This is a genomic window from Pseudomonas sp. G34 (assembly GCF_031119625.1).
GTDB lineage: Bacteria > Pseudomonadota > Gammaproteobacteria > Pseudomonadales > Pseudomonadaceae > Aquipseudomonas.
The window spans coordinates 322,215-336,519 of record NZ_JAVHZV010000007.1 but is presented as its reverse complement, the minus strand read 5'-3'; the positions used below and the strand labels follow the sequence as shown (position 1 = coordinate 336,519).

At 66.2% G+C, this 14,305-nt stretch carries 14 protein-coding genes; 5 read left to right on the top strand and 9 right to left on the bottom strand.

Annotated elements, in window-relative coordinates; genetic code table 11:
* The first annotated feature begins 25 nt into the window (after positions 1 to 25).
* The gene (locus QYS36_RS05220; protein ID WP_308838489.1) at positions 26 to 991 is read left to right on the top strand and encodes a LysR family transcriptional regulator; all 966 of its coding nucleotides are present in this window, start codon (positions 26 to 28) and stop codon (positions 989 to 991) included.
* Positions 992 to 1,235: 244 nt separating this feature from the next.
* Here QYS36_RS05220 and QYS36_RS05215 read toward each other — a convergent pair whose 3' ends face one another.
* Positions 1,236 to 1,892 carry a hypothetical protein gene (locus tag QYS36_RS05215; protein ID WP_308838488.1) on the bottom strand — a complete coding sequence of 219 codons (657 nt, stop codon included), beginning with the start codon at positions 1,890 to 1,892 and terminating at the stop codon, positions 1,236 to 1,238.
* A 186-nt stretch (positions 1,893 to 2,078) separates the two neighbouring features.
* Between QYS36_RS05215 and QYS36_RS05210 the strand changes: the two genes are divergently transcribed.
* A complete protein-coding gene (locus QYS36_RS05210) occupies positions 2,079 to 2,609 on the top strand; it encodes a hypothetical protein (RefSeq protein WP_308838487.1) in 531 nt (176 codons plus the stop codon).
* A gap of 19 nt (positions 2,610 to 2,628) precedes the next feature.
* On the opposite strand, the gene QYS36_RS05205 is transcribed toward QYS36_RS05210, so the two are convergent.
* Positions 2,629 to 3,759, bottom strand: a complete 1,131-nt coding sequence (locus QYS36_RS05205; RefSeq protein ID WP_308838486.1) for an aminotransferase class V-fold PLP-dependent enzyme — start codon at positions 3,757 to 3,759, stop codon at positions 2,629 to 2,631.
* A gap of 215 nt (positions 3,760 to 3,974) precedes the next feature.
* Between QYS36_RS05205 and QYS36_RS05200 the strand changes: the two genes are divergently transcribed.
* Entirely contained in the window at positions 3,975 to 4,436 is a 462-nt protein-coding gene (locus tag QYS36_RS05200) for an Lrp/AsnC family transcriptional regulator (protein WP_308838485.1), read from the top strand.
* Between the two features lie 44 nt (positions 4,437 to 4,480).
* Here QYS36_RS05200 and QYS36_RS05195 read toward each other — a convergent pair whose 3' ends face one another.
* From QYS36_RS05195 to QYS36_RS05180, 4 genes are all read right to left on the bottom strand, one after another.
* On the bottom strand, positions 4,481 to 5,848 hold the full coding sequence (locus QYS36_RS05195) for a glutamine synthetase family protein (protein ID WP_308838484.1): 1,368 nt from the start codon (positions 5,846 to 5,848) through the stop codon (positions 4,481 to 4,483).
* Between the two features lie 74 nt (positions 5,849 to 5,922).
* Complete coding sequence (locus tag QYS36_RS05190; protein ID WP_308838483.1) at positions 5,923 to 7,314, bottom strand: aspartate aminotransferase family protein; 1,392 nt, start codon at positions 7,312 to 7,314, stop codon at positions 5,923 to 5,925.
* 39 nt (positions 7,315 to 7,353) lie between these two features.
* Positions 7,354 to 8,109, bottom strand: coding sequence for an SDR family oxidoreductase (locus QYS36_RS05185; protein ID WP_308838482.1), 756 nt, complete (start codon positions 8,107 to 8,109; stop codon positions 7,354 to 7,356).
* A 183-nt stretch (positions 8,110 to 8,292) separates the two neighbouring features.
* Positions 8,293 to 9,081: an SDR family NAD(P)-dependent oxidoreductase gene (locus QYS36_RS05180; RefSeq protein WP_308838481.1), complete on the bottom strand. Its 789-nt coding sequence runs from the start codon at positions 9,079 to 9,081 to the stop codon at positions 8,293 to 8,295.
* 91 nt (positions 9,082 to 9,172) lie between these two features.
* On the opposite strand from QYS36_RS05180, the gene QYS36_RS05175 reads away from it, so the two are divergent.
* Entirely contained in the window at positions 9,173 to 10,075 is a 903-nt protein-coding gene (locus QYS36_RS05175) for a LysR family transcriptional regulator (RefSeq protein ID WP_308838480.1), read from the top strand.
* Between the two features lie 27 nt (positions 10,076 to 10,102).
* On the opposite strand, the gene QYS36_RS05170 is transcribed toward QYS36_RS05175, so the two are convergent.
* Positions 10,103 to 11,650 (bottom strand): diguanylate cyclase, encoded by a 1,548-nt coding sequence (locus QYS36_RS05170; protein ID WP_308838479.1) that lies wholly within the window; start codon positions 11,648 to 11,650, stop codon positions 10,103 to 10,105.
* 153 nt (positions 11,651 to 11,803) lie between these two features.
* Positions 11,804 to 12,169: a hypothetical protein gene (locus tag QYS36_RS05165; protein WP_308838478.1), complete on the bottom strand. Its 366-nt coding sequence runs from the start codon at positions 12,167 to 12,169 to the stop codon at positions 11,804 to 11,806.
* Positions 12,170 to 12,435: 266 nt separating this feature from the next.
* Between QYS36_RS05165 and QYS36_RS05160 the strand changes: the two genes are divergently transcribed.
* Complete coding sequence (locus tag QYS36_RS05160; protein ID WP_308838477.1) at positions 12,436 to 13,686, top strand: MFS transporter; 1,251 nt, start codon at positions 12,436 to 12,438, stop codon at positions 13,684 to 13,686.
* Here QYS36_RS05160 and QYS36_RS05155 read toward each other — a convergent pair.
* Entirely contained in the window at positions 13,683 to 14,159 is a 477-nt protein-coding gene (locus QYS36_RS05155; RefSeq protein WP_308838476.1) for a GNAT family N-acetyltransferase, read from the bottom strand. The genes QYS36_RS05160 and QYS36_RS05155 overlap by 4 nt on opposite strands.
* Between the last annotated feature and the right edge of the window lie 146 nt (positions 14,160 to 14,305).

The window sequence follows — 14,305 nt, the reverse complement described above, 5'->3', positions numbered from 1 at the left end:
AAGTAAAACGGATACTTAAACGCCTATGAACGCGGGTTACCGTCACGCCGAAGCGCGCCGTTTTCTCAATGACCGGCTGGACTGGAACCTCTTGCGTACCTTCCTGGTGATCGGCCAGGAAGGCAGCATCAGCCGCGCTGCGGCGCGCCTGCACCTGAGCCAGCCGGCGGTGAGTCAGGCGCTCAAGCGCCTCGAGGAGCAGTTGGAAAGCGCCCTGGTGATCCGCAGCGGGCCGCGCATCGCGCTGTCCAAGGCTGGCGAGGAAGTCATGCAGATCGCCGCCGAGCTGTACGGCACGGTATCGCGCCTGGGCCCGGCACTCGACGCGCCGGAGGAAACCGTCGCCGGCAAGATCCGCATCCTGATGATCAGCCGTATCGAGTCGCGCTTCTACGACGACTTCCTGGCCAACTTCCACGTCGACTACCCGCGGGTCGAATTCGAGTTCGATGTGTTGCGCAGCTCCGACGTGGTCAGCGCGCTGCTGCAGAAGACCGCATCCTTCGGCCTGAGCCTGTGCCGCACGCCGCAGCCACGCCTTGAGCAACGGGTGATGCTCGAGCAGCGCTACGCGTTCTTCTGCGGCAAGCGCCACGCCTTGTTCGGCCGCAAACACCTGAAGCTGGCGGACCTGAAAAGCGAGAACTTCGTGAGTTTCACCAGCGACCAGATCGGCGGCAACCTGTCACCGCTGACCATTTTCCGCGACCAGCAGGGCTTCACCGGGCGTATCGTCGCCTCTTCGTCGAGCCTCGACGAGATCCGCCGCCTGGTGGCAGCCGGCTACGGCATCGGCTGCCTGCCCGAACATGTCGTCGCCAAGGACGTGCAGGCCGGCGAAGTGTGGCGCCTGCCACCGGCGGAGGGGGTGATCGATGTGAACGTGTACCTGCTGTGGAACCGCGACCAGAAGCGCACCCATGCCGAAGCGGTGTTTCTCGAGCGCTTCGAGCAGGCGCTGCTGGCCACCGATGTGAGCAACAGGTTCTGAGAACCTGTTCATGATCCTTCGGTCCAGGTTCGGTGATTTCGGCAACAAAGTGGCGGGAGCGGCCGTTCTCTATGTAGGGTGGATGACGCTCTTTTCATCCACCATTGCGATCGCAGAGCGGTGGACGGATGAAGCGTCGTCCACCCTACGACAGGCCGCTTCTGCTTTGTACCTGCCACTTCAGGCACATAAGGATCGTGAACAGGTTGTGAGGCGAGCGGCGCCATGGCCGCCCGCTAGCGGTTCAGTCCGCCGCGGGCGCGCCGTAGCGCCAGCGCACGAAGTGGTGCAGGGTCAACAGGCCGCAGATGATCACCAGCGGAATCAGCAGCACCCCGGAAATGATCGAGCCCCACAAGGCCACGCCGCTCTCCCAGGTCTGGCCCTTGCCCGCGGCCACGAATACCAGGCGCGTTTTCACTTCGCCGAAGCGTGCATCCGGCGTCAGCGCCTTCACCTGCAATTGGTAATCACCAGGCTGCAGGGGAATGCGCGCCACGGCGCGGGTGATTTCGTCGCGGCCATAGCTGGTGAGTTCGTCAGCCACCGAGCCCTGCCCTTCGGACACCAGCTCGCCGGCCGGGGTGAACAGTTTCCACGCCAGGGTCATCGGCGCCGGTGGGTATTCGACCCACTGCTCGTTCTCCCAGATCGGCCCGCCAGACAGCTTGCGCACCGTGAACAGCGGCAGCTCGCCCGTAGAGAACACCACCGCCAGGGTGTCGAACTCCAGCGTACGCACCTTGACCGGCAACTCGACGGTTTCGCCCTGATCGAGGCGCACCGGCGCATCGAGCGGCAAGGTGGTCGCCCAGACGAAGAACAGCCGCAGCGCGACAACCAGCAGCAACAGGCTCAGGCCCACGCTGCCCCAGAGAATCGCTTTACTCTTGTGACTCAATGTCGACTCCTAGCGCCGCTGCGAAAACAGATGCGCAAGGCTACTCGATATGGGCCTATGGATTCACCTGCGCCAATGCGTCGCACGTGTCTGCGACATGGCAGATCGGCTACCGGCTAAAAAGACTTCGTGAATGGCGTCGGCCGGTGTTAACTGCCCTCCCCCCGGACAGCGACAAGGAAAGCCATGTTCAAACGGAACGCGCGGTACCTGCTGCTGGTTGGCCTGTACGTGCTGACAAGTGTGTTTCTCTATCTCGACAGCCTTTCGGCCTTCTACCTGCAGGACGAAGAACTGGCTTACCTGGCGCTGCTGGTCGCCGGCACGCTGCTGGTGGTGCTGCCGGCCCTGGTGCTGTTCCTGATTGGCATGGTTCGCCACGAGCCCCGGCCCACCGGGGCAGCGCGCAAGTACCGGCTCGTCGGCCTGCTGGCGTGTCTGGGCCTGATGGTGCAGGCGATTCCCACGCTGAAGCACAGCTACTACAAGCACCACTATGACCTCAGCGAGCAGTGGCTCTGGAGCGGTGGCAGTGAAGACTTCAACGTGCTGGCCATACGCGGCAGGACGTTCTGCCAACTGAGCACCAAAACCAACGTGCACTTCGCCGATGTAAATGCCGACGGTTTCACCGACATGCTGCTAGATGGCGCTGCTGCCATGCTCTACGCCCCGTCAACGGACGCTTTCGAGAACTGCCCCGACCCCGGCGGCTAGACTCCGCCACAGTGCTCGCTCACTGCGGCAGACACTGGCGAACGGCCTCGATGGCCGCTTCGACATCCGCGAGGGTGGTGTAGCGCCCCAGGCTCAGGCGGATGCTGCTGTACGCCTGGGTAGCGTCCAGCCCCAGCGCCAGCAGCACGTGCGATGGGGCGCGGCTGGCCGAATTGCACGCCGACGTGGAGGAGAACGCCAGGCTGCGGCCCAGGCCCTGGACATTGAAGAAGGGGTGGTCGATGCACAGGTTGAGCGTGTGCGGCACGCGCTGCCGGGCACACCCATTGAGGCGCACGCCCGGCAGGCTCAGCAGGCCTTCGCGAAGCTGCGCGCCAAGCCCGGCGATACGCTGGTTCTCCTCGCCCATCAGCTCGCCGGCCAGGGCGAACGCGCTGCCCATGCCGACGATCTGGTGGGTGGCCAGGGTGCCCGAGCGCAGCCCCTGCTCATGCCCGCCGCCGTGGATCTGTGCCTGCATGAGTGGGCGCGCGCGCTCACCCACGTAAAGCGCGCCGATGCCTTTGGGGCCGTAGCTCTTGTGGGCGGAAAATGACATCAGGTCCACCGCCAGGCCCGCCAGGTCGATCGCCACCTTGCCGGTGGCCTGGGCGGCGTCCACATGAAACAGCGCACCACGCTGACGCACCCGTTCGCCAATCGCGGCGATATCGGTGAGGGTGCCCAGCTCATTGTTGACGCGCATCAGCGACACGACCAGGGTGTCGTCACGCAGCGCCGCCGCCACGGCCTCGGGCTGGATCAGGCCCTCGGCGTCCGGTTGCAGCCAGGTCACCTCGAAGCCGTCGCGCTCCAGCTGCCGGGCGGTATCCAGCACGGCCTTGTGTTCCAGGCTGCTGGTAACGATGTGCCGGCGCCCCTGCGCCGCGGCAGCCAGGCCCTTGAGCGCCAGGTTGTTGGATTCGGTCGCACCGGATGTCCACACCAGGTTGTCGGCGCTGGTACCCACCAGCTCGGCGACTTGCCGGCGCGCCTTTTCCACGGCGCGGCGTGCGCCCTGGCCGAACGAATGGGAGGCCGATGCCGGATTGCCAAAGGTGCTCTCGCGCCCCATATGGGCCAGCATGTCCTGGATCACGGCATCGTCGATGGGGGTGGTGGCGGCATAGTCGAAATAGCGCTCTGTCATGGGATACGGCCTTGCAGATCGAAGAGATGCCGCCGGTGACGGCGGTCCAGAGTGAATATGCTAAGAGAAGGAAGCCAGAAACAGGTTGATATTTGGCGGCCACCTGCGGGCAAATACGCAACCAGGTTTCTTTAAACACCAGGATTTCGGAAAATAATTTCATGCTTAGCCGTTTGCGTGCTTTGCTTATTGCTCAATCACCCTGAAGAGCCCCCATGGACAAGTTCGACCACGCCATCCTTGGTCTCCTGCAGCATGACTGCACCCTCGCGCTGGGTGAGCTGGCCGAGCGCGTGGGCCTGAGCAACACCGCCTGCTGGCGACGCATCCAGAAGCTCGAGGAAAGCAAGGTGATCCGCGCCCGGGTGGCGCTGCTCGAGCCGCGCCAGGTCGGTGTGCCGGTCACGGTATTCGCCTTCGTGCGCACCAATCAGCACAACGCCGACTGGCTCAAGCAGTTCCACCACAAGGTGGCAGCCATCGACGAGGTGGTGGATTTCTACCGGCTGGCCGGGGTGACCGACTACCTGCTGCGCGTGGTGGTGCCGGACATCGAAGGCTACGACGCCGTCTACAAGCGGCTGATCGAGATTCCCGGCATCGCCGACGTCAGCTCCAGCTTCGCCATGGAGCGGATCAAGTCGACCACCGCCCTGCCCTTGCCCCCCAGCTTCTAGCGCTGGCGAACAGCCCGTCGATCATCGCCGCCGGATAATCGGGGTCAGGCGTGGTTCAGGTACCAGCGCCAGTCCTGCTCGCCGACCTCGGCCATGAACTGGCGGTACTCGGCTTTCTTGATCGCCAGGAACACCTTGAGGAATTCCTCGCCCAGGGCTTCGCGGGCCCAGCTCGATCCTTCCAGGGCGCGCAACGCGGTGAGCCAGTCGGTGGGCAGGAACTCGGTGGCCTGCTGGTAGCCGTTGCCGACGATGGCGGCGCCCGGGTCGAGCTGTTCGCGAATACCGTGGTGGATGCCGGCGAGAATTGCCGCGGCCGCCAGGTACGGGTTGGCATCGGCGCCGCAGATGCGGTGCTCGATATGGCGGCTGACGGCCGGGCCACCTGGCACGCGGAACGACACGGTGCGGTTGTTCACCCCCCAGCTCTTGGCCAGCGGCGCGTAACTGTTGGCCTGGAAGCGGCGGAACGAGTTGGCGTTGGGGCAGAAGATCGCCAGCGAATCGAGCAGCGTGGCCATCATGCCGCCGATGGAGTGGCGCAGCAGCGGCGTGCCCTGGGGGTCTTCACTGGCGTACAGGTTGTTGCCCTGCTCGTCGGCCAGGCTGACGTGCAGGTGCATACCGCTGCCGGCCAGGTCGCCGAACGGCTTGGCCATGAAGCAGGCCTGCAGGCCGTGCCGGTTGGCCACGCCCTTGACCAGGCGCTTGTAGCGCACGCCCTCGTCGACGGCCTGCAGCGCGTCGAAGCGGTGCTCCAGGGTCAGCTCGAGCTGGCCCGGTGCGTACTCGGAAATCGCCGTGCGTACCGGCAGCCCCTGCGCCTCGCAAGCGGCATAGAGGTCGTCGAGGAACGGCTGCAGCTGCTCCAGCTCGTACACGCCATACACCTGCGGCGCTTCAGGGCGCACGCCGTTCATCTGCACCGCCGGTTGCGGGCGGCCGTTGCCGTCGCGCTGCTTGTCGAGCAGATAGAACTCTAGCTCCACGGCCATCACCGGATGCAAACCGTCGGCCTTGAGGCGTTCGATCACTCGCACCAGCGCATGCCGCGGGTCGGCGGGCGCGGCAGGCAGCCCCTGGGTCGGGTGCATGCTCACCTGCAACTGCCCGGTGGGCGTGCTGCGCCAGGGCTGCAGGGTCAGGCTGCCGGGCAGCGGGTAGGTCCAGCAGTCGGCGTCCGCCACTTCCCAGACCAGGCCGGTGGCTTCGACGTCTTCACCCTGAACGGTGAGGGCCAGAATCGAGCTGGGCAGCGGGCGACCGTTCTGGTAGATCGCCAGCAGCTCGTCACGGTGCAGCAGCTTGCCGCGCGGAATGCCGTTGGCGTCGATCAGCATCAGCTCGATGCTGCGCACCTCGGGATGGGCGGCGAGAAAGTCGCGGGCTTCCTGAATGTCGGCGAATTGCATGATCAGTACTCGTAAGGGATTGCAGGAAACACCGGCGCGATCGCTGGATCACGCCGGGCGCTCGACATCAGGGCTCAGCCACGGGCACCGGGGATCGCCAGCAGTTCGCTCAGCCCCTCATCGAGGGTGGCGAGCAGTGTGTCGACGTCGGCGGCGGTGGTGTCCGGGCAGCACAGGGTCATGTTGTGGAACGGTGTGATGAGAATGCCACGGTTGATCAGGTACAGGTGCAAGGCCATCTGCAGGCTGTCATGGAAGGCCGCTTCAGCCTCGGCACCGGTTTTCGGCGAGGTGGCGCAGAACTGGAATTCGCAGCGCGCGCCCAGCTCGGTGACCGACCAGTTCAGGCCATGCTTGCCGATCAGCCCGCGCAGCCCGGCAGCCAGGCGTGCCGCCAGCGGCAGCATGTGCTCGTAGGCGGCAGGCGTCATCACCTGCTCCAGGTTCACCCGCATGCAGTGCATGGCCAGGGCGTTGGCCGACAGCGTGGTGCCCATGCCGCTATGGCCATGGCCACTGCTGGTTTCGCTGGCGTGCTGCTGGGCCAGGCGCATGGCCTGGGCCATCTCGTGGCTGCAGCCGTACACCGAGCACGGCACGCCGCCGGCAATCGGCTTGCCAAGGGTGATGAAGTCCGGCTTGAGGTTCCAGGCGCGGGTGCAGCCGCCGGGGCCGGTGGAGATGGTGTGGGTTTCGTCGATGATCAGCAGGCTGCCGTACTGCTTGCTCAGCTCGCGAACCTTGTCCATGAAGCCCGGCTCGGGCAGCACCATGCCAATGTTGGTCATCGCCGGTTCACAGAGAATCGCCGCCACGTCGCCCTGGGCGAGGGCCGCTTGCAGCGCCGCGACATCGTTGAACGGCACGGCGCGGCTGGTCTTGGCGAGGTTGCGCGCCTGGCCGATCAGGCCGCCGCGGTGCACCGTGCGGCCTTCCTTGCAGCGCACCATCACGTCGTCGACGGTGCCGTGGTAGCAGCCGTCGAACACCAGCAGCACCTTGCGGTTGGTGATCGCACGGGCCCAGCGAATCACGAAACGGTTGGCGTCGGTGGCGGTGGTCGCCACTTGCCAGAACGGCAGGCCGAAACGCTCGGCGAGCAGTTCGCCAGCGATGATCGCGTCTTCGCCAGGCAGCATGGTGGTCAGGCCGTTGGCGCCCTGCTCGGCGATGGCCTTGGCGATAGGGTCCGGCGAATGGCCGAACATGCTGCCGGTGTCGCCCAGGCAGAAGTCGATGTACGCGTGGCCGTCGACATCATGGAAGCGCGCGCCCTTGGCATGGCTGACGAACAGCGAGCTGGGCATCGACCAGTCGCTCATCCAGTGCATGGGTACGCCGCCGAACAGCGACTTGCGCGCACGCTTGGCCAGCTTGACGGATTTCGGGTTGCGCTGCAGGAAACGCTCGCGCTCACCGGCGGCGAAGGTTTCGACGGCTTTATCGTTGATGCCACTCTGATACATGGGAAGCTCCTGTTGTTGTCAAACGGGTCGGTGCAACGCTCAGTTGCCGGCCGACACACCGCAGTCGATGGCCAGGTCGGCGCCGGTGATCGACCGCGCACCGCTCTGGCAGAGAAAGAACGCCAGGTCGGCCACTTCGCCGGGCTGGATGAAGCGCGCCGCTTCGCCTTGCGGGTACTTGGCCAGCAGCTCCTGGTAATAGGCGGCCTGGTCGCCATTGCCGTAGCGCTCGGCCTGGAACTTGAGCATCGGGGTTTGCACATCGCCCGGTGACACGCTGTTGCAGCGCACCCCAGCGGGGGCCAGGTCCAGCGCCAGGGCCTTGGTCATCAGGGTCACCGCGCCCTTGCTGGCGCAGTACGCGGCGGCATTGCGATTGCCCTGGCGACCGGCATCGCTGGAGAGGTTGACGATGGCGCCCTTGCTCTCGCGCAGCGCCGGGATGCTGGCCGAGCACATGAAGAAGGTGGCCTTGAGGTTGACGTCCAGCACGATGTCGAAGTCCGCTTCGCTGAACGACTCCACCGGCCCCTCGCGCCATACCCCGGCGCAGTTGACCAGGGCATCCAGGCGGCCGCGGCTGGCCAGCGCCGCGGCGACCACCTCGCGGCAGACGTCGGGCTTGCGGATGTCGGCAGCCTGGGCGCCGGCCAGCTTGCCCTCGGCTTGCCGGGCGGCGAGTGCGCTGGCGTCCAGGTCGGTGCCGAACACCGCCCAGCCGCCCGCTGTGAAACGCTCGCACATGGCCTCGCCGATGCCGCCCAGGGCACCGGTAATCAGAACGACGGGTTGCATCGGTTCACTCCTCGGCCCGCAGGCCGCTTGAGAGGGTAAAAAGAGGGGCTGGCAGCAGGCCGTGTGAAAACGTAGCGAGCGAAGGGCAGGCAAGGCGAAAATCGGCGAAAAAGCGCAGTTTACAAGTGGTAAATGAGCATTTTGAGTCGATTTTCAACGCCGCATGACCGAGCGCAGTAGTTTTCACACGGCCTGCCAGGGCGCCTTGTTTTCGATCAGGCTGTTGCCACCGTCGATGGTCAGCGTCTCGCCGGTGATGTAGCTGGCCTCGGGCGAGGCCAGGAAGGCCACTGCGGCAGCGACCTCTTCGGGATGCCCCGCGCGGCCCACCGGCACATAGGCGGCGGCGCGCTGTTCCTCCGGCTGGCTGGCGCCGGTGGCGATCCAGCCCGGCGCTACCGAGTTGACGGTGATGCCCTGCCCGGCCACCTCCAGCGCCAGCGACAGGTTGAGGCCGAGCATCCCGGCCTTGGCCGCGCTGTAGCCGGCCTCCCCTGGATTGCCGACCCGCGTGCCGGTTACCGAGCTGACGTGCACCACCCGGCCATAACCGCGCTGTTGCATGCCCGGCAACACCGCGCGGGTGAGCAGGAAGGCGGTGGTCAGGTTGCGCGAGATGGACAGGTTCCACACCTCGAGGCTCATCCTGGCAACCTCGACGAAAGGCTCCGGGCTGCCCTGCATGGCCATGCCGGCGTTGTTGACGAGGATGTCGATCCGCCCCCAGCACGCTTCGGCCCAGCCGACGAAGGCCTGCACCTGGGCTTCGTCGGTGAGGTCGACCGCTCGGCCTTCGGCTTGGAAGCCGGCGGCGCGCAGCTCGGCCACCCGCTCGGCAATACGCGCGCTGCTGGCCGTCACGATCAGCTTCACGCCAGTCGCGCCAAGCCGGCGCGCAATGGCCATGCCGATGCCGCTGTCGCTGCCGGCACCGCTGATCAACGCCACTTGGTTGGCCATCGTCTTGAACATATCCACCTCACCGCACAGGTTTCGATGGAGTGGATGCTAGGCGCATAAATCTGATACAAAAAGACAACTATTATCAGGAAAACTGACAACCATGGTTTTCACCAGTGAATCGCTGCGGGTATTTCTCGCCGTTATCGACCACGGCTCGTTTTCCGCGGCGGCCCGGGCCCTGGGCCGGGTGCCCTCGGCGGTAAACATGGCGGTCTCGCAACTGGAGGCCGAGCTCGACCTGATCCTCTTCGACCGCTCGACCCGCAAGGCGCTGCCCACGTCGGCCGCCCGCGCCCTGGAACCCCAGGCCCGGCAGGTGGCCAGCCAGCTGAACCTGCTCGACGCCCACGCCCTGCAGTTGCACAAGGGCCTGGAGCGCCGGCTGGTACTGGCCATGGCACCGGAGCTGCAGACCGGCGCCTGGAGTCGCCCACTGACCACCCTGGCCCGGGAATTCCCGACCCTGGAGATCGAGATCCGCTCGGCCACGCAGACCGATGCGGTGCGCATGATTCATGACGGCAGCGCGCACGTGGCACTGATGTTCGAGCGCCCCGGCATCGACGAACGCGAAGCCTTCGCCGAGGCCGGCAGCCAGTTGCTCACCGCAGTGGCGGCGCCCGGCTATCCGTTCGACAGTGAAGGCAAGCGGCTGGACGCCGGGCAGATGGCCGACACCCGGCAGATCGTGGTGGCCAGTGACGACCCCAAGGCCTCGGAGCCGCAGATCGTGCTGTCCCACCGGGTATGGCTGACCGACAGCTACATGGCCACCCTCGACCTGGTGCAGGCCGGCATGGGCTGGGCCTACCTGCCCCATCCGCTGGTGCAGCCGATGATCGACTCGGGTGTGCTGGCCGCGGTGAAGTTCGACAACATGGCCAGCCAGATCCGCCTGTGGGTCGATGTGATCTGGTACAAGAGCCGCCCGCTCGGGCTGGGCGCGCGCCGCTACCTGCAATTGCTGCGCGAGCAGGTCGAGGCCGGGCCGGCGCGTTCATGAGGGTGTGACGGGGAACGGATCGGCCGATCAAAGCGTGGCCAGCACCACGCGGTTGCGGCCCTGGCCCTTGGCGGCGTACAGCGCCCGGTCAGCGGCCGCGACCATGTCCTCGACCGTGGTGATGTGCTTGCCCGGAACGCCTGCGACCACGCCGATGCTCACGGTGACCTGATCATAGGCGGACTGGCGATGCTCGATGCCCAGGCGCTGCACCGCCTCGCGCACCTGTTCGGCGATGCCCAGCGCCTGCTCGGCGGACATGCCCGGCAGCACGATGGCCATCTCCTCACCGCCATAGCGGGCCACCAGATCGCCCTCGCGGCGCATCCGCGTACGCATCGCCTTGCAGACTTCGATCAGCGCCTGATCACCGCGCTGGTGCCCATAGGCATCGTTGTAGCCCTTGAAGAAATCCACATCCACCAGGGCGAAGGCCAGCGAGGTGTCCTCGCGTCGGGCGCGCAGAAAGGCGCTGGCCAGGTAGGCGTCGAGGTGCCGGCGGTTGGCCAGGCCGGTGAGGCCGTCTTCGGCGGCGAGGGTTTTCAGGGTGCTGTTGGCGGTGGCCAGGGACTGGTGGGCCGCCTGCAGCTCGACCGCCATGGCCGACTGCCGCCCCAACGCGCGCAGCACCAGCAGAACCATGATGCCGACACCCAGCACCGCGGCCAGGGCAAAGCTCCACATCATCCAGGCGCGCTGCCGCCAGGCCGCCAGCGCCTGCTCCTCGGGCGCGGCCACCGCCACCAGTATCGGGTAATTGAGGCTGGCGTCGAAGCCGTAGACCCGCCGCACGCCGTCGACGATGGCGTTAAGGGTGACCGCCCCTCTCGGCGTGCCCTGGTTGATGGCCTGCAGCATCGGGCTCTGGGAAATGTTGGTCAGGTAGGTCTGCGCATCGCTCTGCGAGCGGGCGAGGATGGTGCCGTCGCGCTTGGCCAGCACCACGATGCCCTGCTCGCCAAGCGGCAACGAGCGGTAGAGCGTGCGGAACCGCTCGACGCTCAGGGTAGCCAGGGCAACGCCCTGAAAGGTGCCGTCAGCGTCGTAGATGCCCTTGGACAGGGTGATGACCCACTGCCCGGTGCTCTTGCCCCTTATCGGCTGGCCGATGTACAGCGCGTTGCCCGGGTTTTGCCGATGGTGCTGGAAGTAGCGGCGGTCGGAATTGTTCAGCCGCTGGGCGCGAGCATTGGTGGCCAGGAAGTACTGCCCGCTGGCGTCGGACATGTACAGGCCGTCCAGTTCACCGAGCTCGCTTATCTGGGTTTTCGCCAGCTGATTCAGCTCGCGGATGCTGGCTTCGCCGTGGCCCGCGGAGCGGTGCATGGAGATCAGCGCGGTGAGCAGGGTGTCGGCGACCCGAATGGTCGATTCGGCCTGGCTGTTCAGCGCAGCGGCCAGGGTCTGCATGGCCTCGGTGTTCTTGGCCATGGCCTGGGACTTGTCCCAACGCACGTGCAGGGCGGTCGACAGCAACAGCACGCCACAGACGAAAATCACCGCGCCGATCAGCAGGCCCCGTGGATTGCTGGCGCCCGAAGACAGGTCGAACTGTCGCCGACCGGAATCATCCACCGCTGGTTACCTCTGCTCGCCGCTGCGCCATTGAATCACCCTGGTTGCCGCCCCGGCTGTCGCTCGACAGTCCCGCTGCCGGTGCTGGCGCGCACAGCGTACGCACAGATGGGCCCGGCGCCCAGCCCCCTAACCGGGTAAACACCGTTTCGCTCAGGTTCGCCCCAACCCCTGTGGCCCAGCGCCCTGCCCCTGGAGGGTGGCGAACCAGTCGGCGTAGGGGCTGTTGCTGACCAGGTGGCGGTTGTAGTCCGGCGCGCCATCGCGCCACCACACCGGGCCACGCTCGCCCAGCGCGACCTTGGCCTCCTGCACCTGGGCCCGCGCCTGCTTGAGCGAAGCGCGGTCGTCCGCCGCCTTGGCGGCCTTGACCAGACGCCGAGCGTCCATCAGTTGGTTGACCAGCGCCTGGCGCTGTGGCTCGCTCAGTTCGGGGTTGGATAACCGCCACAGCCGGCCCCTGACGATCAGGTAGCGGCGGTCGGGGGTGGTCAGCGTTGCCGCGTCACGGCGGCTCATCGGCTTGCCGATCCGCGGGCGCCAAGCCTGGCGCCTGGGTGCCTCGAGGTCGCCTGGGTGGTGCGGTGACTGCTGTGCATTGGCCCTCGCCGTCGGTTGCGGTGTGTCCGAAAATCGACCGGCGCGGCGGCTCGGAAGTTTAACCCGTTGCCGAATCGGGCGAGACAGGCGCCGCCGGCGCCCGTAAGCTTGGCGGCCTGTCCCACCCTCCGGCCGGGCTGGCAGCCGATTGCCAGCAGGCCCAGCAGCCACATGAAGCCTTGCGTATGAAAACCAGCACAGCCGACCGCCCTGCCGATCCGGCCCTCGCACCGTCCACCCAGGCCCACGGCTTTCTGTTGCCGGTGGTGGGCGCCGCCGCGTTCTCGCACCTGCTCAATGACCTGATCCAGTCGGTGATGCCCGCCGTCTACCCGATGCTCAAGAGCCAGTTCACCCTGAGCTTCGCGCAGATCGGCTGGCTGGGTCTGGTCTACCAGATCACCGCGTCACTGCTGCAGCCGTGGATCGGCATGTACACCGACAAGCACCCCAAGCCCTATCTGCTGCCCTCGGGCATGCTGATGACCTTTATCGGTATCGCCCTGCTGGCCTTCGCCAGCAGCTACGAGATGCTGTTGCTGTCGGCGGCGGTGGTCGGCGTGGGCTCGGCGACCTTCCACCCGGAAGCCTCGCGAATCGCCCGGATGGCCTCGGGTGGGCGCTTCGGCACGGCGCAATCGACCTTTCAGGTTGGCGGCAACTCCGGCTCGGCCCTGGGCCCGCTGTTGGCTGCCGCCATCGTCATTCCCTACGGCCAGCACGCCATCGCCTGGTTCATGCTGGCCGCCGCGCTGGCGATCTTCGTGCTCTGCCGCCTGACCATCTGGAGCGTGAACCACGGCCAGGCCAAGCTGAAGAGCCTGGCCGGCAGGCAGACGGTCGGCCTGAACCGCGCCCAGGTGATCCAGGCGATCGCGGTGATCTGCGTGCTGATGTTCGCCAAGTTCGTGTACATCGCCGCGTTCACCAACTTCTTTACCTTCTACCTGATCGAGCGCTTCGCCATGAGCGTTCAGCAGAGCCAGATCTACCTGTTCATCTTCCTCGCCGCGGTGGCCTTCGGCACCTTCGCCGGCGGCCCGGTGGGCGATCGCATCGGCCGCAAGGCAGTGATCTGGATCTCCTTCATGGGCGTGGCGCCCTTCGCCCTGGCCCTGCCCTACGTCGGCGCCACGGCGACGGCGGTGCTGGCGATCATGATCGGCCTGGTGATGTCCTCGGCGTTCGCTGCCCTGGTGGTCTATGCCCAGGAAGCGGTGCCAGGGCGCGTCGGTATGGTTTCCGGGCTGATGTTCGGCCTGATGTTCGGCATTGGCGGCATCGGCGCCGCGGCGCTGGGCGAGCTGGCCGACGTGCACGGCATCGTCTGGGTCTACCACCTGGTGTCGTTCCTGCCGCTGCTGGGCCTGGCCACCGCGCTGCTGCCACGCACCCAACCGCTCAAGCCCCAGGCGCCAGCCCCCGCAGGCCGCTAACCCGCCGTCTGCAGTTCATAGCGCAGGTAGCCGCGGGCATTGACCCCGACCTGGCTGAACCCGGTCCTCTCGTAGAGCCGCCGGGCCGGGTTATCGCTGCGCACATGCAGGCTCAACGTTTCGAAGCCCGCCTGCCGGGCGCTCTCGATATAGGCCGTGACCAGCACCCGGCCGATCCCCCGTCGCCGATACGCCTCGCTGACATGCAGGGTGCACAGCTGCGCATGCCCCAGTTCATCGGCCCATAGCGAATAGCCGACGAGTTGATCCTCGAGACACGCGACGGTCAGTCGCGCGAAGTTCTCGACCCACCTGGCGAGATGCCGCTCGGCAGCCGTCTGCCAGGCTTGCTCGTGCTGCGGCTCCCATTGGCGGATATAGCCCAGCTCGCCCCGGTAGATCGCCGGAATGTCGGTGGCCCGCGCCGGCCTCAGCACTGGCTGCGAAGCGACGCTCTCTGGCGCGCCAGCCATTGGCTGCCCTCCCTTCAGCGCGCCGGCTAGCTGACACTCGCTGTTTCCCACCGCTAACCCCTTGATCAGTCGATTAATTCGCGCAGCGCCCTTGGTCACTCGGATAAATTTTTACAATATAATAATAACAATTCTCACAATCATCA